This window comes from Candidatus Pantoea symbiotica, assembly GCF_056491525.1.
The window spans coordinates 2,008,775-2,026,029 of sequence record NZ_JBSZHR010000002.1; the positions used below are offsets into that span (position 1 = coordinate 2,008,775).

At 52.1% G+C, this 17,255-nt stretch carries 16 protein-coding genes; 7 read left to right on the forward strand and 9 right to left on the reverse strand.

The genetic code is table 11. The annotated features are described in order from the left end of the window. Positions 1 to 6: 6 nt before the first annotated feature. Genes ACXIZX_RS09910 through yciA form a run of 3 tightly spaced genes read left to right on the forward strand, consistent with a single transcriptional unit; the run spans position 7 to position 1,814 of the window. On the forward strand, positions 7 to 741 hold the full coding sequence (locus ACXIZX_RS09910) for a YciC family protein (protein ID WP_479404081.1): 735 nt from the start codon (positions 7 to 9) through the stop codon (positions 739 to 741). Between the two features lie 59 nt (positions 742 to 800). Continuing rightward, positions 801 to 1,340 (forward strand): septation protein A, encoded by a 540-nt coding sequence (locus ACXIZX_RS09915; RefSeq protein WP_008106564.1) that lies wholly within the window; start codon positions 801 to 803, stop codon positions 1,338 to 1,340. A 54-nt stretch (positions 1,341 to 1,394) separates the two neighbouring features. Continuing rightward, positions 1,395 to 1,814, forward strand: a complete 420-nt coding sequence (gene yciA / locus ACXIZX_RS09920) for an acyl-CoA thioester hydrolase YciA (protein WP_007892397.1) — start codon at positions 1,395 to 1,397, stop codon at positions 1,812 to 1,814. A 54-nt stretch (positions 1,815 to 1,868) separates the two neighbouring features. Here yciA and tonB read toward each other — a convergent pair whose 3' ends face one another. After that, positions 1,869 to 2,597 (reverse strand): TonB system transport protein TonB, encoded by a 729-nt coding sequence (gene tonB, locus ACXIZX_RS09925; RefSeq protein WP_179450685.1) that lies wholly within the window; start codon positions 2,595 to 2,597, stop codon positions 1,869 to 1,871. A gap of 204 nt (positions 2,598 to 2,801) precedes the next feature. On the opposite strand from tonB, the gene ACXIZX_RS09930 reads away from it, so the two are divergent. Beyond that, positions 2,802 to 3,098, forward strand: coding sequence for a YciI family protein (locus tag ACXIZX_RS09930; RefSeq protein ID WP_008106569.1), 297 nt, complete (start codon positions 2,802 to 2,804; stop codon positions 3,096 to 3,098). A gap of 190 nt (positions 3,099 to 3,288) precedes the next feature. Here the strand turns inward: ACXIZX_RS09930 and ACXIZX_RS09935 are convergent, their stop codons facing one another. Continuing rightward, entirely contained in the window at positions 3,289 to 3,462 is a 174-nt protein-coding gene (locus ACXIZX_RS09935) for a YciY family protein (RefSeq protein WP_007892390.1), read from the reverse strand. A 162-nt stretch (positions 3,463 to 3,624) separates the two neighbouring features. On the opposite strand from ACXIZX_RS09935, the gene cls reads away from it, so the two are divergent. Next, on the forward strand, positions 3,625 to 5,085 hold the full coding sequence (gene cls, locus ACXIZX_RS09940) for a cardiolipin synthase (RefSeq protein WP_008106571.1): 1,461 nt from the start codon (positions 3,625 to 3,627) through the stop codon (positions 5,083 to 5,085). Positions 5,086 to 5,122: 37 nt separating this feature from the next. Beyond that, positions 5,123 to 5,452, forward strand: coding sequence for an HI1450 family dsDNA-mimic protein (locus ACXIZX_RS09945; RefSeq protein ID WP_196761379.1), 330 nt, complete (start codon positions 5,123 to 5,125; stop codon positions 5,450 to 5,452). Between the two features lie 43 nt (positions 5,453 to 5,495). On the opposite strand, the gene oppF is transcribed toward ACXIZX_RS09945, so the two are convergent. From oppF to ACXIZX_RS09980, 7 genes are all read right to left on the reverse strand, one after another. Continuing rightward, positions 5,496 to 6,500, reverse strand: coding sequence for a murein tripeptide/oligopeptide ABC transporter ATP binding protein OppF (oppF, locus tag ACXIZX_RS09950; RefSeq protein WP_154156320.1), 1,005 nt, complete (start codon positions 6,498 to 6,500; stop codon positions 5,496 to 5,498). Beyond that, the gene (gene oppD / locus ACXIZX_RS09955; protein ID WP_061718771.1) at positions 6,497 to 7,516 is read right to left on the reverse strand and encodes an ABC transporter ATP-binding protein; all 1,020 of its coding nucleotides are present in this window, start codon (positions 7,514 to 7,516) and stop codon (positions 6,497 to 6,499) included. Before oppD ends, oppF begins: the two co-directional genes overlap by 4 nt. A gap of 11 nt (positions 7,517 to 7,527) precedes the next feature. Next, positions 7,528 to 8,436: an oligopeptide ABC transporter permease OppC gene (gene oppC / locus ACXIZX_RS09960; protein ID WP_008106577.1), complete on the reverse strand. Its 909-nt coding sequence runs from the start codon at positions 8,434 to 8,436 to the stop codon at positions 7,528 to 7,530. Positions 8,437 to 8,451: 15 nt separating this feature from the next. Next, positions 8,452 to 9,372 (reverse strand): oligopeptide ABC transporter permease OppB, encoded by a 921-nt coding sequence (gene oppB, locus ACXIZX_RS09965; protein WP_007892378.1) that lies wholly within the window; start codon positions 9,370 to 9,372, stop codon positions 8,452 to 8,454. A gap of 80 nt (positions 9,373 to 9,452) precedes the next feature. After that, positions 9,453 to 11,093 (reverse strand): oligopeptide ABC transporter substrate-binding protein OppA, encoded by a 1,641-nt coding sequence (oppA, locus tag ACXIZX_RS09970; RefSeq protein WP_008106580.1) that lies wholly within the window; start codon positions 11,091 to 11,093, stop codon positions 9,453 to 9,455. Between the two features lie 159 nt (positions 11,094 to 11,252). Then, positions 11,253 to 12,887 (reverse strand): ABC transporter substrate-binding protein, encoded by a 1,635-nt coding sequence (locus ACXIZX_RS09975; RefSeq protein ID WP_179450681.1) that lies wholly within the window; start codon positions 12,885 to 12,887, stop codon positions 11,253 to 11,255. Positions 12,888 to 13,460: 573 nt separating this feature from the next. Further along, positions 13,461 to 14,108, reverse strand: coding sequence for a YchE family NAAT transporter (locus ACXIZX_RS09980; RefSeq protein WP_008106584.1), 648 nt, complete (start codon positions 14,106 to 14,108; stop codon positions 13,461 to 13,463). Between the two features lie 446 nt (positions 14,109 to 14,554). On the opposite strand from ACXIZX_RS09980, the gene adhE reads away from it, so the two are divergent. Then, entirely contained in the window at positions 14,555 to 17,230 is a 2,676-nt protein-coding gene (adhE, locus tag ACXIZX_RS09985; protein WP_179450679.1) for a bifunctional acetaldehyde-CoA/alcohol dehydrogenase, read from the forward strand. Positions 17,231 to 17,255: the final 25 nt, after the last annotated feature.

Consider the following 17,255-nt stretch of genomic DNA (forward strand, 5'->3'; position numbering starts at 1 on the left):
GTTTACATGTCTATCACGGCAAGCTCGTTATACCGTGACACAGGAAATTTTTTGCGCCATCAGTTGGTTACTATTTTACTGCTGGCGCTGCTGACCTCGTTCATTACTGTGATCGTCGGCCACGCGTTAACGCCAGGCGAAGACCAGCTCTCATTGTTGAGCCAGTCAGATGACAGCGCATCATCGCTGTTTGAGCTGGTACAAAATATGTCTCCGGATCAGCAGCGTATTTTGCTGCGCGCTTCCGCTGCAGGCACGTTTGCTGCATTGATTGGTAATACGCTGCTGCTGGGTGGCATGCTATTCCTGATCCCAATGGTGTCGGGCGGACAACGCGTGAGCGCACTGCGCGCTATTGGTGCTTCTGCGCCGATCCTGCCAAAGCTGCTGCTGCAGACCTTCCTGATCACCTTGCTGGTACAGCTAGGCTTTATGGTGCTGATGGTGCCGGGCGTGATTCTGGCCATCCTGTTTTCACTGGCGCCAGTGATTCTCGCCAATGAGAAGCTCGGCGTGATCGGCGCGATGCGCGCCAGCATGCGTCTCGCCTGGAAGAATATTAAGATTATCGCACCGGCCATTGTGCTGTGGCTGCTGGCCAAAATTGTGCTGATGTTCTTCTTTTCATCGCTGACCGTGCTGCCCGCCAACATCGCCTCCGTGGTGTTGAACGCGCTGGGTAATCTGGTCTCCGCTGTACTGATCATCTATCTGTACCGGCTGTATATGCTGTTACGTTAATCGTTACGGCGCTCACTCGGGCGCCATAACTGAACGCTCCTGCCCTAATTGGAAACGCTATGAAGCAGTTACTCGATTTTCTTCCCCTGGTGGTTTTCTTCATCTTTTACAAGCTGTACGACATCTTTGTCGCCTCCGGCGCATTGATTGTTGCCACCGGTCTGGCGCTGGTCGTCAGTTGGGTGCTCTATCGCAAGCTGGAAAAGATGACCATTTTCACCTTTGTACTGGTTGCGGTATTCGGCACGCTGACGCTGGTGTTCCACAACGATGAATTCATCAAATGGAAAGTCACGGTGATCTATTCACTGTTTGCCGTCGCACTGCTCTACAGCCAGTGGTTTATGAAGCAACCGCTGATCCAAACCATGCTGGGTAAAGAGTTGCAACTGCCGTCAGGCGTGTGGCGCAATCTCAACATTGCCTGGGCAATATTCTTTCTCGCCTGCGGCTTAGCGAATATTTATGTTGCGTTTTGGTTATCGCAGGAATTTTGGGTTAACTTTAAAGTGTTCGGTCTGACCGGCCTGACCCTACTCTTTACCCTGTTAAGCGGCGTGTATATCTGGCGACAGATGCCGCAACAAGAACAAAAATAATGCCACTCCGCCCGACAGCGTCGGGCTTCTCTTCACCTGCAGAAGAACTGAGCAATGGACGAAAAACATAAGTCGCCGCAAGGCGAGATGGTGTTGCGTACCCTGGCAATGCCAGCGGATACCAATGCCAACGGTGATATCTTTGGTGGTTGGTTGATGTCGCAGATGGATATGGGCGGCGCAATCAAGGCGAAAGAGATTGCTGAAGGACGTGTTGTTACCGTGCGCGTGGATGGAATGACGTTCCTTAAACCTGTAGCGGTTGGCGATGTGGTGAGCTGCTACGCACGCTGCATCCGCACCGGCAACAGTTCCATGACCATTAACGTCGAAGTGTGGATCAAGAAAGTGTCGTCGGAACCCATTGGACAGACTTACTGCGCAACCGAAGCGGTATTTGTCTACGTTGCCGTCGACAATACCGGGCAATCTCGCCCATTACCGCCCGGCAGAAGCAATTTAAGCGATCTCTAACACTAAAAAAGCGGTCATCTGACCGCTTTCTTTTTGCCTCTCAAACATGAATGCTTATTCGATATTGGCGCCGCCGTTGATGCGGAACACGATATTCATGGTCAGATTCTTGCCAGGACGACCCGGCTGATAACGCCATTTCTTCATCGCCTGCTTCACTTCGCGTTCGAACATGTTGCGCGGTTCAGCCGATAAAATCTGGACGTTATCGACACGACCGTCACTATCAACATCAAACTGCACGCGTACACGTCCCTCAACGCGCAGCGCGAAAGCGCGTGCTGGATAGGCTGGTTTGCTGACGTTCATCGCTTTCGGGCCATCAGAGATGCTTGGCGTTGCGGTTGGATTGGCTTTCGGCGCGGTAGTTGGACGCGTCTGCGTAGCTGGCGCGTCCTGCTTCACCGGATTTTCCTGCGGCTTCACTTCCTGACGCGGTTTCGGCTCAACCTTCTTTTCCACCTTTGGCTTCGGTTTAGGTTTTGGCTTCGGCTTAGGTTCCGGTTTAGGAATCGGCACCGGCTCAACCTTCGGCGGCTCTGGCGCTACTTCAGGTTCCGGCTCAGGCTCGGGAGGTGGTGGCGTAACCTGGGCAGGTGCAGGTTCGGGTTGCACTTCAGGCGCCACCAGCGAAACGCTGATAGGCTGCGACGCTTTTGGAACTTCAATGACCTGATGAAACGATGCATAGAGAATGCCAGCGATCAACGAACCGTGAAGTACCACGGATAAAATTACAGCAATGGGGGTACGTGTAGGTAAAGGCGTAGTCAACGTGGTCATATCATTCATGTTCATTGAGTGAAGCGCAGATTTTAAATGCAAATAGCAATCAGTTTCAATAAGCGATGTAAATGTGGCTGCAGAAAGGCCTTTTTTAACCCTGATTGCGCTGAATGACAGCGTATTTATCTTTCGTTTGCACTCTGATTAACGATCACTTAACGTGTCACGCAATTTCGGCAAGTCTAACGGGAGTATCCCATCGTGCTTTACGTCATTTATGCGGAAGATACCGCTGATTCACTGGAAAAACGCAACTCGGTACGTCCCGCGCATCTTGCTCGTTTACAGCTGTTGCAAGATGAAGGTCGTCTGATTGCTGCGGGTCCGCTGCCAGCGGTTGACAGCAACGATCCAGGCCCGGCCGGTTTCAGCGGTTCCGTGATCATCGCCGAATTCTCTTCACTGGAAGTCGCGGAATCATGGGCCAAGGACGATCCCTACATTGCCGCAGGCGTGTATGAGAAAGTCGCGGTCAAACCGTTCAAACGCGTTTTCTAATCTATGTGGCAGTCAGTTTTACTGCTGGTAATAGCATTCGCGCTTATCGGCAGAGCACTTTGGCTATGGCGTCAGCAAGGCTGGCGCAACGCTCGGCAGCACATTGTGATGTTAATTGTGCTGGCAGCGGCAGTAGAGATGGTCAATGTCATTCGGGTGCTACGCGGCGCATAGTGGCCGCGTAAGCCCATCAGACCATTTGCGAGATAAACAGGATGGAGCGGCGATGCTGCTGCGCCACCTGATGACGAATGGTGTGGATGCGTTTATAACGACGCGACTGCCCTTCCAGCCAGCGAGAACGACGACGGTGTACCTGACGTAACATTCTCCAGCGCGCCACTTCATTTTTGCTGCGTCTCATCACATCCTCTCAGACAGGCTAAACTCGGCAGGCATTATAAAGATCTGTTGGGAAATGCCAAATCGAAAGCTTCATCGAAACGTCATTCACGATTAAAGGTTTCACTACCTGTGATCAGCACGTAAACTTTGCACAACAAAGCGCGAACAGGATGTCCACTTAATGACCACATTTTATACCCTCATCAGTTGGTTGCTGCTGTTCGGTTACTGGCTGCTGATTGCGGGTGTCACGCTACGTATTCTGATGAAACGCCGCGCAGTCACTTCTGCAATGGCCTGGCTGCTGATCATCTACATTCTGCCGCTGGTGGGTATAATCGCCTATCTCTCCTTTGGTGAGCTGCATTTAGGTAAACGGCGTGCTGAACGCGCACGCACCATGTGGCCCTCTACCGCCAAATGGCTCAACGACCTCAAACAGTGTCGGCATATCTTTGCCACCGAACACAGCGACGTGGCGCGTTCCCTGTTTGATTTGTGCCGCCATCGTCAGGGCATTGCGGGCGTGAAAGGTAATCAGCTGCAGTTGCTGACCAGCTCCGACGATGTGATGCACGCGCTGATTCGTGATATCCAACTGGCACGTCACAATATCGAGATGGTGTTCTATATCTGGCATCCCGGCGGGCTGGCTGATGAAGTAGCGGAATCGTTGATGGCCGCATCGCGTCGCGGTGTGCATTGCCGCTTGATGCTGGATTCAGCAGGCAGCGTCACCTTCTTCCGCAGTCCGTGGGTCAATATGATGCGCAACGCTGGCATCGACGTGGTTGAAGCGTTGCAGGTAAGCCTGCTGCGTGTGTTCCTGCGCCGCATGGACTTACGTCAGCATCGCAAAGTGGTGCTGATCGATAACTACATCGCGTATACCGGCAGCATGAACCTGGTCGATCCACGCTTCTTTAAGCAGGAAGCGGGCGTGGGCCAGTGGATTGATCTGATGGCGCGCATGGAAGGTCCAGTGGCAACCACCATGGGCATTGTGTATGCCTGCGACTGGGAGATTGAAACCGGGAAACGCATTCTGCCGCCCGCGCCAGATGCCAACGTGATGCCCTTCGAACAGGAGAGCGGTCATACCATTCAGGTGATCGCTTCTGGCCCTGGTTTCCCGGAAGATATGATCCATCAGGCATTGCTCACGGCGGTTTACTCCGCGCGCGAGCAGCTGATCATGACCACGCCCTACTTTGTGCCGAGCGATGACCTGCTGCACGCCATCTGTACCGCGGCGTTACGCGGGGTGGAGGTGAGCATCATTGTGCCGCGCCACAATGATTCGTTGCTGGTAGGCTGGGCAAGCCGGGCCTTCTTTACCGAGTTGCTGGAAGCGGGCGTAAAAATTTACCAGTTTGAAGATGGCCTGTTGCATACCAAAAGTGTGCTGGTGGATGGGCAGCTGAGTTTGGTCGGCACTGTTAATCTGGATATGCGCAGCCTGTGGCTTAATTTTGAGATCACATTGGTGGTTGATGATGATGGCTTTGGCAGCGATCTCGCTACCGTGCAGGACGATTACATCGCCCGCTCACGCTTACTGGATGGCGCTCGCTGGGCTAAACGTGCCTGGTGGCAACGCATCGTTGAACGACTGTTTTACTTCTTTAGTCCTTTACTGTAAAACGAGCGAAAATATTACCGCCTCAGGGCAAGCAGGAATGACCATGGATTTAAATAATCGCCTTACTGAAGATGAAACGCTGGAACAGGCTTACGATATTTTTCTTGAGCTGGCTGGCGACAATCTCGATCCCGCTGACATTATTCTGTTCAATCTGCAGTTTGAAGAGCGCGGTGGCGCGGAACTGTTCGATCCTGCGGAAGACTGGCAGGAACATGTTGATTTCGATCTCAACCCAGACTTCTTCGCAGAAGTGGTGATTGGATTGGGTGAAGCCGACGGCGAGCCGATCACTGATGTGTTCGCACGCGTCCTGCTGTGCCGCGAGAAAGATCACAAACTCTGCCACATTTTGTGGCGCGAGTAAGAGACAGAACGAAAAACGCCGGGCAATCGCCCGGCGTTTTCATTTACAGCGGATCAACTTTCAGACAAGACACCGCATGTCGGAAACTGCCTTCCAGCAGCGGCCGGGTTTTCGCGCACTCTGGTCCGGCAATCGGGCAACGCGTGCGGAACACGCAACCTGATGGTGGATTGATCGGTGATGGCAGCTCCCCTTCCAGCAGTTGGATTTCCTTGTTCTTCTCCAGATCCGGATCGGGAATTGGCACCGCAGACATCAGCGCGCGGGTGTAAGGATGCTGCGGATTGTTATACACCGCATCGTAAGTACCCAGCTCGACCGCATGACCGAGATACATCACCAGCACGCGATCGGAGATGTGTTTTACCACCGCCAAATCGTGCGCGATAAAGATCAGTGACAAGCCCATTTCTCGCTGCAATTTCTGCAAAAGATTAACGACCTGCGCCTGAATCGACACGTCGAGCGCCGATACCGGCTCATCACAGATAATCAGTTTAGGTTCAAGGATTAGCGCACGCGCAATACCAATACGCTGACACTGACCGCCCGAGAACTCATGCGGATAGCGGTTGATGAGGTTAGGTAGCAACCCAACCTTCATCATCATGCTTTTGACCTTATCCTTCACTTCCTGACGCGGCATCTTCGGGTAATAGGTGCGCAGCGGCTCGGCAATGATGTCGCCTATGGTCATGCGCGGATTAAGCGATGCCAGCGGATCCTGAAAGATCATCTGGATATCGCTGCGCGCCTGACGCCACTGCTCCTGACTTTGCCCCAGCAAATCGCGTCCTAACCAGGCGACGCGCCCTTCCGTGGCTTTCACCAGGCCGATGATGGCGCGGGCCAGCGTCGATTTACCGCAGCCTGATTCACCGACAACACCCAGCGTTTCACCTTCGTACAAACGCAGGCTGACGCCGTCGACCGCTTTGAGCGTGTGCGGTGGCTGCCAGAACCACTGTTTGCCATCCTTAATCTCGAAATGCACCTTAAGGTCGGCGATCTCCAGCAGGACTTTTTTCTCTTCGACTACGGTGCTCATACTAATTCCTCCACCGGCTTGAAGCAGGCACGCAAGCGCCCTTCAGCAAAAGGCTCCAGCGGCGGTGCCTTGGCGCAAATGTCCATGGCGTAAGCGCAGCGAGGCTGGAACGGACAGCCTTGCGGCAGGCGCAGCAGGTTTGGTGGGTTGCCTGGAATAGTGGTCAGCGACTCGCCCTCTTCAGCGTCCAGTCGCGGCACCGCACTCAGCAAGCCAATCGAGTACGGATGTGCTGGATGATAAAACACATCGCGTGCACGGCCATATTCCATGGTACGGCCGGCGTACATCACCAGCACTTTGTCACAAATACCCGCTACCACGCCGAGGTCGTGGGTAATCATCACAATCGCGGTATTGAATTCGCGCTTTAGCTCATTCAGCAGCGTCATGATTTGCGCCTGCACGGTGACGTCAAGCGCTGTGGTCGGCTCATCGGCAATCAGCAGCTTCGGCCGGCACAGCAGCGCCATCGCAATCATCACACGCTGGCGCATGCCGCCAGAGAATTCATGTGGGAACATCTTCATGCGCTTACGCGCTTCCGGCATTTTCACGGCGTCCAGCATGCGTACCGACTCTTCAAACGCCTGGGCGCTGTTCATGCCTTTATGCAGCTTCAGCACTTCCATTAACTGCTCGCCAACGCGCATATACGGATTCAGCGACGTCATCGGGTCCTGGAAGATCATCGCGATCTGCTCAGCACGCAGTTTGTTCAGTTTGTTTTCTGGCAGATTGAGAATCTCTGCGCCGTTGAATTTTGCTGATCCGCCAATGCGCCCATTTTTCGCCAGCAACCCCATCAAGGCAAACGCGGTTTGCGATTTCCCGGAGCCGGATTCGCCAACAATGCCCAGCGTTTCACCCGCATGCAGTGAAAAGTTGAGGTCGTTCACAGCGGTGACATCGCCATCGTGGGTGCTGAAGGTGACGCGCAGATCTTTTACATCCAGCAGCAGGTTATTGTTTCCCGCACGTGCAGCCATGGCTGGCTGAAATTCATGAATGGTCATCGGGAAACTCCTTAACGATCTTTCGGGTCGAGGGCATCACGCAAGCCATCGCCGATAAAGTTAAAACAGAACAGCGTGACCACGAGGAAACCGGCCGGGAACATCAGCAACCACGGCGACACCTCCATCGAGTTGGCGCCATCACTCAGCAACGCGCCCCAACTGCTCAGTGGTTCCTGCGTGCCGAGGCCAAGGAAGCTGAGGAAAGATTCGAACAGAATCATGCTTGGCACCAGCAGCGAGGCATACACCACCACCACGCCCAACACGTTCGGCACAATGTGGCGCAATACGATTTTGAAGGTGCTGACACCGCCGACCTGAGCCGCTTCGATGAACTCTTTGCGCTTCAGGCCCAGGGTCTGCCCGCGCACGATACGCGCCATGTCCAGCCACGACACCATGCCGATCGCCACAAAGATCAGCAGGATATTGCGACCAAAGAAGGTCACCAGCAGGATGACGAAGAACATGAATGGGAAGGAGTTGAGGATCTCCAGAATACGCATCATCACCGAGTCGATTTTTCCGCCCAGATAACCCGCCAGTGAGCCATACAGCGTGCCCACCAGCACCGCGATCAGCGCGGAGGCAATGCCCACCATCAGCGAGATACGGCCACCAATCGCAACGCGCACCAGCAGGTCACGGCCAGACGAATCAGTGCCAAACCAGTGACCGGAAACGGTATCCGGCGCGGCAGACATCATCGCCCAGTCGGTATCGTCATATTTAAATTGCGACAACATCGGGGCGAACACCACGAACAGCGTGATCACCAGCAGCACCAGCAGGCTTATAAAGGCGGCGCGGTTGTGAATAAAGCGGCGACGCGCATCCTGCCAGAGGCTGCGCCCTTCGACTTCCAGTTTTTCACTGAAGGCATCCAGAGCTTCGCTGTTTTTCTTACTTAACATCATGGGCGAGCTCCACAATCAGTAACGGATTTTCGGATCGATCACGGCGTACAGCACATCAACGATCGCGTTAAACAGAATGGTCAGCACGCCAACCAGAATGGTCAGGCTCATCACCAGCGAGTAGTCACGGTTCAATGCCCCGTTGACGAACAACTGGCCGATGCCCGGCAAACCATAGATGGATTCAATCACCATGGAACCGGTGATGATGCCGACAAACGCCGGTCCCATATAGGAAAGCACCGGTAACATAGCGGGCTTCAGCGCGTGACGCAGCACGATACGGCGCAACGGCAGGCCTTTGGCGCGCGCCGTGCGGATGAAGTTTGAGTGCATCACTTCAATCATCGAACCACGGGTAATACGCGCGATGCTGGCGATATAGGCCAGCGAGAGCGCCACCATCGGCAGCAACATGTAATTCCATTGGCCGCCGTTCCAGCCGCCGCCTGGCAGCCAGCGTAAGGTAATCGCAAATACCAGCACCAGTAACGGTGCTACGACAAAGCTGGGGATCACCACGCCGGTCATCGCGACCCCCATCACGGCATAATCCCACAAACTGTTCTGCTTCAGGGCGGCGATCACGCCAGCCGTTACGCCTAGCACCACGGCGAGGAAGAATGCCGCAAGACCGAGTTTGGCTGATACCGGGAAGGCGTGGCCGACCAGATAATTGACCGAGTAATCTTTGTATTTAAACGAGGGACCAAAGTCACCATGTGCCAACTGCACCAGATAGCTCAGGTACTGTTTGCCAATCGGATCGTTGAGATGGTACTTCGCTTCGATATTCGCCATCACTTCCGGCGACAGAACACGTTCGCCGGTAAATGGACTGCCGGGTGCCAGTCGCATCATAAAGAATGAGATGGTGATGAGGATAAACAGCGTCGGGATGGCTTCAAGGAGCCGACGCAGGATGAATTTTAACATTGCCGTACCTACCAGGCTGTTGCTTCACAAAGTAAAAAGGCGGTGCCGCAGCACCGCCACTATCGATAGCCTGAGTGCTATTAATGTTTAATGATATACAGGTTTTTATCGACGGTTTTATCCAGCGGATCGTTGCCGGTGTAACCGCCCACGTAAGGTTTCACCAGACGCGCATTGACGTAGTAGTAAACCGGCACGATGGTGCTGTCTTTATCCAGAATCTGCTCAGCTTTCTGATAATCCGCTACGCGCGCTTTATCGTCTGTGGCTTTAACCGCATCGTGGATAACTTTATCGAAGTCAGCGCTCTTGTAGTGCGAGGTGTTACTGCTGCTGTCAGACAGCATGATGTTCAGGAATGAAGTCGGTTCGTTGTAATCCGCACACCATGCCGCGCGAGAGACATCAAAGTTGCCCTGATGACGCGTATCCAGGAAGGTTTTCCACTCCTGGTTCTCAAGCTTGATGTTAACGCCGATGTTTTTCTTCCAGATAGAAGAGGCAGCGATCGCCAGTTTCTTGTGCAGATCGGAGGTGTTGTACAGCAGATTGAAGGTCAGCGGTTTATCCGCAGTGTAACCCGCTTCAGCCAGCAGCTTTTTCGCTTCTTCGTTACGCTTGTTCTGATCCCACTTGAACCAATCCGGCGGCAGCAGTTCCATGCCATCGGTGGCTGGCGGGGTGAAGCTGTAAGCCGGTTGCTGACCTTGTGCCAGAACCTTGTTTACCATGATGTCGCGATCCAAACCGAGTTTCAGCGCGGTACGGACGCGTGGATCGGTGAATGGTGCTTTCTGGTTATTGATTTCGTAGTAATAGGTGCACAGATATGGCTTCACCATCAACTCTTTGCCGTTATCACGCTGCAGTTTTTTGAACAGCTCGATTGGCATGTTGTTGTAAGTGATATCGCTGCCGTTCTCAGAGAAGTAACGGTTAACGTCGCTGACTTCGGAGTTAATTGGCAGGAAGGTAACTTTGTTCAGAACGGTATGCTCGTTATCCCAATACTGCGTGTTACGCACCAGCGTTACGCGTTCGTTGATCACGTGTGATTCAAGTTTGAATGCGCCGTTACCCACCCAGTTCTGCGGTTGGGTCCACTGATCGCCGAATTTGTCGATAGCAGGTTTATAAACCGGAGACATTACTGAGTTGATCAGCAGCTTATAGAAGTAAGGTACGGGCTCGCTCAGCGTCACTTCCAGCGTGTGATCGTCGATGGCTTTTACACCCAGCTCGGATGTCGGCTTTTTACCGGCGATGATGTCGTCAACATTGACGATGTGGCCGTATTGCGGATAGCTGGCATAAGGCGATGCCGTTTTCGGATCGACCAGGCGCTGCCAGCTGTAAACGAAATCTTGTGCGGTGACTGGTTCACCGTTGGACCATTTGGCGTTCTTGCGCAGGTGGAAAGTCCAGACTTTGAAATCTTTGTTTTCCCAGCTTTCCGCCACGCCCGGAACTGGTTTGCCATCGCTGTCGCTGGTGATCAAACCCTCATACAGGTCACGCGCAATGTTGTCTTCCGGAACACCTTCAATCTTGTGTGGATCCAGCGACTGTACTTCATCGCCGTTACCGCGAACCAGTTCCTGTTTTGCTGCCAATTCAACGCCTGCTGGCACTGTTGCTGCCAGCGCGGCATTCCCTGCCAGCGCGCCGATTGCTGCTAATACGCCCGCTGCAATCAGGCTTTTTTTTGTGATGTTGTTCATTATTACGCTCCAGTTTTATTATCTTTACCGGGTCGATTTAACGCCCGGCGTACCCCGTTTCCAGGTGATATTCGCGTGTCTGAACGAAGACCCTAATCACCCTTCAGGGTTTACCACGGTAAAGTGCCGCCCGACTGTAGCGCCGGATCGGCCCATTACTCAATGTTTCTTTATGTAATAGTATTTCAACGCCAGCATGTCCTGCGGATCCTTACCGGTAAAACCGCCCACCCACGGTTTGACCAACCGCACGCTAACGCGGTAGTAGACAGGTACGATCGGCGAGTCTTTATCGAGTTGCGCTTCCGCTTGCTGATAAAGAGCGGCGCGCTTTGCTTCATCTGAAGTGGTTAATGTTTGCTTCATTAACTGGTCAAACGCCGGACTTTGGTAAAACGCGGTATTAATTGATGAACCGCTCAACAGCATATTCAGGAAGGTTGAGGGCTCGTTGTAATCTGCGCACCATGTCGCGCGTACCACGTCGTACTGCGCCTGGTGACGCGTCTCCAGCAGCGTTTTCCACTCCTGATTCTGTAATGTCACCACCGCACCGAGATTTTTTTGCCACATTGAGGCCGCAGCAATCGCCTGTCTTTTGTTCTGTTCGGAGGTGTTGTACAGCAGCGTAAAACGCAGCGGGTTTTGTTGATTAAAGCCGGCATCTGCTAATAACTGTTTGGCGCTGGCATTACGCTCGGACTGCGTTTGTTGCGCCCAGGCCGGTGGGGAAAGCGTGATGCCGTGGGTAAACGGCGGCGTCAATCCGTACGCAGGAATTTGCCCCTGGCCCATGATCTTCTGCGCAATGATGTCGCGATCAAGGGTTAACTTCAGGGCGGCGCGTACTCGGGCATCATCGAACGGCGCTTTTTTGTTGTTGATTTCGTAGTAGAAGGTGCACAGCAGCGGACTGATTTTGACCTCATCGCCCAGATCCTGCTGTAACTTTTTAAACAGCTCTGGCGGCACCGCGCTGTTGGTCATATCCGTGCCACCGCTGCGATAGCGGTTGATATCACTGTTCTCTGAAGAGAGCGGTAAGAACACGCCTTCTTCAATCGCCGTGTGTGCATTATCCCAATACTGCGGATTGCGTTTCACCACAATTTTTTCATTCACCACCCAGTCCGACAGCGTAAAAGCGCCATTGCCAACATAGTGTTGCGGCTGCGTCCACTGCTCGCCCCACTGCTCTATCGCCGGCCGATAGACCGGTTTCATCGCGCTGTGGGCCAGCATGGCAACAAAATAGGGAACGGGTTCAGAAAGGGTGACTTGTAGATGACGATCGTCGAGGGCTTTAACGCCAAGTTCAGCTGGCGCGGCTTTGCCAGACAAGATGGCATCAACGTTGGCGACATGGGCCGCCTGTAAATAGCTGGCGTAAGGCGAGGCCGTTTTGGGATCGGCCAGGCGCTGCCAACTGTAGACGAAATCCTGGGCGGTAACGGGCTGGCCGTTACTCCAGCGCGCATCGTCACGCAGCGTGAAAGTCCAGATGCGCCCCTCTTCGCTTTTCCATTGCTTAGCGACACCGGGGACGAGTTGACCGTTATTATCGGTTTCAACCAGACCTTCCAGCAAATTACGCATGACATTGGATTCCGGCACGCCTTCCCCTTTCTGCGGATCGAGCGTTGCCACTTCGCTGCCATTATTAATTACGATTCGCTGTAATTCGGATAATTCAGTGCCTGCGGGAATTTGTGCTGCCTGGCTTGAGGCCATTGCGCCTGTGAGACATAAGGCAAGCACTGAACGTACGGCCGTTTTCGCTACCATGCATTTCATCAACAAATATCAACCTTAATCATAAGCCTGATAGCCTGTAAGCAAGAAGCGTACACATTTGTCGCTATCAGATAAAAAATTTGTGATGTGCCGAAAATTATCAGAACCGATGCCCGCACGCCAAAGCTAAACTGCAAAAATGTTAGCAGATTCTCTTTTATCACGTTCAGCCAAGTAGGAAAAGTGTTAATTATTGGGATGAAATATCAATTAAGACACTGATTAACATCAATATAATATCGTTATCGCATAAAGTTTATTCATTATTGTTATTAAGTTATAGTTTTTACGAATACAACTGAGAAATCATCGTTTCACAACATAATGATTTCATCACCGCGCCAATGACTTTCCCGTAATGCTAACAAGAAAGAATTATACAGAGTATTTATCTGTGATAATTATCACAGTTTAATGTGAACTGCTGGAGACTTTTATCAGGATTAGTAGTAAAAGTGATGCGGAGGTTAATGCGTTAAGAAGGATGAATGAAATTACCAAAATGGTGCAATTAAGTTTAACGTTGCACCATTGTGGATCGCGTTGCTGGTTAAGATTAAAAATTAAGGGCTATTAATTGAGTAATCCTGGGAAGATTGATTTCATGCCGGTGACAATAAATTCTATGCCCAATGCCATTAACAACAATCCCATGATACGAGTGATAACGTTGATCCCGGTTTGGCCAAGTACTCGCACCATTAATGGTGCTGCGCGAAACAGTAGCCAACAGCAAAACGCGAAAATCGCAATCGCGATACTAAAGCCAATTAAGTTCTGCCAGCTGTGATAACGCGTACTCCAGACGATGGTTGAACTGATTGCGCCGGGACCGGCCATCAACGGTAACGCCAGCGGTACCACGCCGATACTTTCACGAATGGCGCTCTCTGACTTCTCCTGCTTGTTCTGCTTATCCTCACCCAGTTTTCCGCTGATCATCGACATCGCGATGGTGACGACCAGAATCCCGCCGGCAATACGGAACGAATCTATCGAAATACCAAACAGATGCAGGATGCCATCACCTAAGAAAAGTGACGTCCACAGGATAATGGCGACGGCCAGGTTCGCGGTGAGGTTGGTTTTGTTGCGCTCAACCACAGCCTGATAGCTGGTCATGCTGATAAAGACCGGGATGATACCTACCGGATTTACCAGGGCAAACAAACCGACAAAAAACTTAATGTAGCCGGATAGATCAAGTAGCACGGGGTTCAAAGTGGGCTCCGGTAAAGTCTGAGTAGAAAAACGCGCTTAATGTAGTGCATAAGCCGGGCGGAAAACCAGAGGCGCCAACAGAAATTTATGCTGCCGGCAAAGCTTTAAGTCAGTTCTTTCAACTACTGTTAACGTTGGGTTATCGCAATGAAGCCAGCAGGTACCGCAGATGTGGCACATCACGCTAACTTTACTTGCAAAAGTTAGTGCTGAAAGGTGTCAGCTTGGAGCAGGATTGATCTGTATCAAAATTTACCTACCTCATCAGGGGTAATCTTACCCCGTCGAAACAACTTCCTGACGCTTAAGCATCTTGACCAGGAAACCCTTTTAGTAAGCAAAGGCAAAACAGTCGCCAACCTGACCAAAATATAAGCATAGCGTGACTATACTTCTGGATTCAGGCTTGTTTACTAAAAGAGTTTAACTTCCTTCAGGAGAGCACTATGGCCGTTACTAATGTTGCCGAACTTAATGCACTGGTTGAGCGTGTAAAAAAGGCACAGCGTGAGTACGCTAATTTCAGTCAGGAACAAGTTGATGCCATCTTCCGCGCTGCCGCACTTGCTGCTGCAGACGCACGAATTCCTCTCGCCAAACTGGCTGTTGCCGAATCAGGCATGGGTATTGTTGAAGATAAAGTGATCAAGAACCACTTTGCTTCTGAATACATCTACAACGCTTACAAAGATGAAAAAACCTGCGGTATCCTCGCCACCGATGACACCTTCGGCACCATTACCATTGCTGAACCGATTGGCCTGATCTGCGGCATCGTTCCAACCACCAACCCAACTTCTACGGCTATTTTCAAAGCGCTGATTAGCCTGAAAACCCGTAACGGCATTATCTTCTCGCCACATCCACGTGCGAAAGATGCAACTAATAAAGCCGCAGACATTGTGCTGCAGGCAGCGATTGCGGCGGGTGCACCAAAAGATATTATCGGCTGGATCGATACCCCTTCTGTCGAGCTTTCTAATCAGTTAATGCATCACCCCGATATCAACTTGATCCTTGCAACCGGCGGTCCGGGCATGGTGAAAGCCGCATACAGTTCCGGAAAACCCGCGATTGGTGTGGGTGCGGGTAACACGCCAGTCGTGATTGATGAAACTGCGGATATCAAACGCGCCGTCGCGTCTATCCTGATGTCGAAAACCTTCGATAACGGTGTGATTTGTGCTTCTGAACAATCCGTGATTGTGGTTGATTCGGCTTATGACGCGGTTCGTGAGCGTTTTGCCAGCCACGGTGGCTACCTGCTGCAAGGTAAAGAGCTGAAAGCCATTCAGGATATCATTCTGAAGAATGGCGCGTTGAATGCGGCGATTGTAGGCCAGCCAGCGACGAAGATTGCCGAATTGGCGGGGATTAGCGTGCCTGCAACTACCAAGATTCTGATTGGTGAAGTGAAACTGGTTGATGAGTCTGAGCCTTTCGCACATGAAAAACTCTCTCCAACTTTAGCGATGTACCGCGCGAAGGATTACCACGACGCGGTCGATAAAGCTGAGAAACTGGTAACGATGGGCGGTATCGGCCACACCTCATGCCTGTATACCGACCAGGATAACCAAATCGAACGCGTGCACTACTTCGGCGACAAAATGAAGACCGCGCGTATTCTGATTAATACGCCGGCGTCACAAGGCGGTATCGGTGACCTGTACAACTTCAAGCTGGCTCCGTCACTGACGCTGGGCTGTGGTTCATGGGGCGGTAACTCCATTTCTGAAAACGTGGGACCAAAACATCTCATTAACAAGAAAACCGTGGCCAAGCGAGCTGAGAATATGTTGTGGCATAAACTTCCGAAGTCTATTTACTTCCGTCGCGGCTCACTGCCAATTGCTCTGGAAGAAGTGGCAACTGATGGTGCAAAACGCGCCTTTATCGTTACCGACCGCTTCTTGTTCAATAACGGCTATGCCGACCAGGTGACTCGCGTACTGAAATCACACGGTATCGAAACCGAAGTCTTCTTCGAAGTTGAAGCTGACCCAACGCTGAGCATTGTTCGTAAAGGTGCAGAGCAGATGAACAGCTTTAAACCTGATGTGATTATCGCACTCGGCGGTGGTTCACCGATGGATGCAGCAAAAATCATGTGGGTGATGTACGAACATCCTGAAACGCATTTCGAAGAGCTGGCCCTGCGCTTTATGGACATCCGTAAACGCATCTATAAGTTCCCGAAAATGGGCGTCAAAGCGCGCATGGTTGCCATCACGACCACTTCCGGTACCGGTTCTGAAGTCACACCATTTGCCGTGGTGACGGACGATGCAACCGGCCAGAAATACCCATTAGCGGATTATGCTCTGACACCAGACATGGCGATTGTTGACGCCAACCTGGTGATGGATATGCCGCGTTCACTCTGCGCCTTCGGTGGTCTGGATGCGGTAACGCACTCACTTGAAGCCTACGTTTCCGTATTAGCGAACGAGTATTCTGACGGCCAGGCTTTGCAAGCACTGAAACTGCTGAAGGAAAACTTGCCTGCCAGCTATCGCGATGGCGCGAAAAATCCAGTTGCTCGCGAACGTGTTCACAATGCGGCGACTATCGCGGGGATTGCGTTTGCTAACGCCTTCCTGGGTGTATGTCACTCAATGGCGCATAAACTGGGTTCTGAGTTCCACATTCCTCACGGTCTGGCAAACGCCCTGCTAATTTCAAACGTCATTCGCTACAACGCCAATGACAACCCGACCAAGCAGACGGCTTTCAGCCAGTACGATCGTCCACAAGCACGTCGTCGTTATGCTGAGATCGCCGACCATCTGGGACTTTCCGCTGCTGGCGACCGTACCGCGCAGAAAATTGAAAAACTGCTCGCCTGGCTTGAAGAGATGAAAACGCAGTTGGGCATCCCAACCTCTATCCGCGAAGCGGGTGTGCAAGAGGCGGACTTCCTTGCGAAAGTTGACAAGCTGGCTGAGGATGCATTCGATGACCAATGTACCGGTGCGAACCCACGCTATCCGCTGATTGCTGAGTTAAAACAAATCATGCTGGATACCTTCTACGGCCGTGAATTCTCTGAGTCACTGAATGAGAAAGCTGAAGAAGTTAAAGCCGAAGTAAAAGTTGATAAGAAAATGAAGAAAGCGTAAAGCGCTTTAAACAAAAAACCCGCTT

Bases quoted from the DNA above. Each gene is read 5' to 3' on its own strand.
- ACXIZX_RS09915 (WP_008106564.1), top strand. From the start codon at position 801: ATGAAGCAGTTACTCGATTTTCTTCCCCTGGTGGTTTTCTTCATCTTT.
- ACXIZX_RS09910 (WP_479404081.1), top strand. From the start codon at position 7: ATGTCTATCACGGCAAGCTCGTTATACCGTGACACAGGAAATTTTTTG.
- oppC (WP_008106577.1), bottom strand. From the start codon at position 8,436: ATGATGTTAAGTAAGAAAAACAGCGAAGCTCTGGATGCCTTCAGTGAA.
- yciA (WP_007892397.1), top strand. From the start codon at position 1,395: ATGGACGAAAAACATAAGTCGCCGCAAGGCGAGATGGTGTTGCGTACC.
- oppF (WP_154156320.1), bottom strand. From the start codon at position 6,500: ATGAGCACCGTAGTCGAAGAGAAAAAAGTCCTGCTGGAGATCGCCGAC.
- oppA (WP_008106580.1), bottom strand. From the start codon at position 11,093: ATGAACAACATCACAAAAAAAAGCCTGATTGCAGCGGGCGTATTAGCA.
- oppB (WP_007892378.1), bottom strand. From the start codon at position 9,372: ATGTTAAAATTCATCCTGCGTCGGCTCCTTGAAGCCATCCCGACGCTG.
- ACXIZX_RS09945 (WP_196761379.1), top strand. From the start codon at position 5,123: ATGACCATGGATTTAAATAATCGCCTTACTGAAGATGAAACGCTGGAA.
- tonB (WP_179450685.1), bottom strand. From the start codon at position 2,597: ATGACCACGTTGACTACGCCTTTACCTACACGTACCCCCATTGCTGTA.
- oppD (WP_061718771.1), bottom strand. From the start codon at position 7,516: ATGACCATTCATGAATTTCAGCCAGCCATGGCTGCACGTGCGGGAAAC.
- cls (WP_008106571.1), top strand. From the start codon at position 3,625: ATGACCACATTTTATACCCTCATCAGTTGGTTGCTGCTGTTCGGTTAC.
- adhE (WP_179450679.1), top strand. From the start codon at position 14,555: ATGGCCGTTACTAATGTTGCCGAACTTAATGCACTGGTTGAGCGTGTA.
- ACXIZX_RS09975 (WP_179450681.1), bottom strand. From the start codon at position 12,887: ATGAAATGCATGGTAGCGAAAACGGCCGTACGTTCAGTGCTTGCCTTA.
- ACXIZX_RS09935 (WP_007892390.1), bottom strand. From the start codon at position 3,462: ATGAGACGCAGCAAAAATGAAGTGGCGCGCTGGAGAATGTTACGTCAG.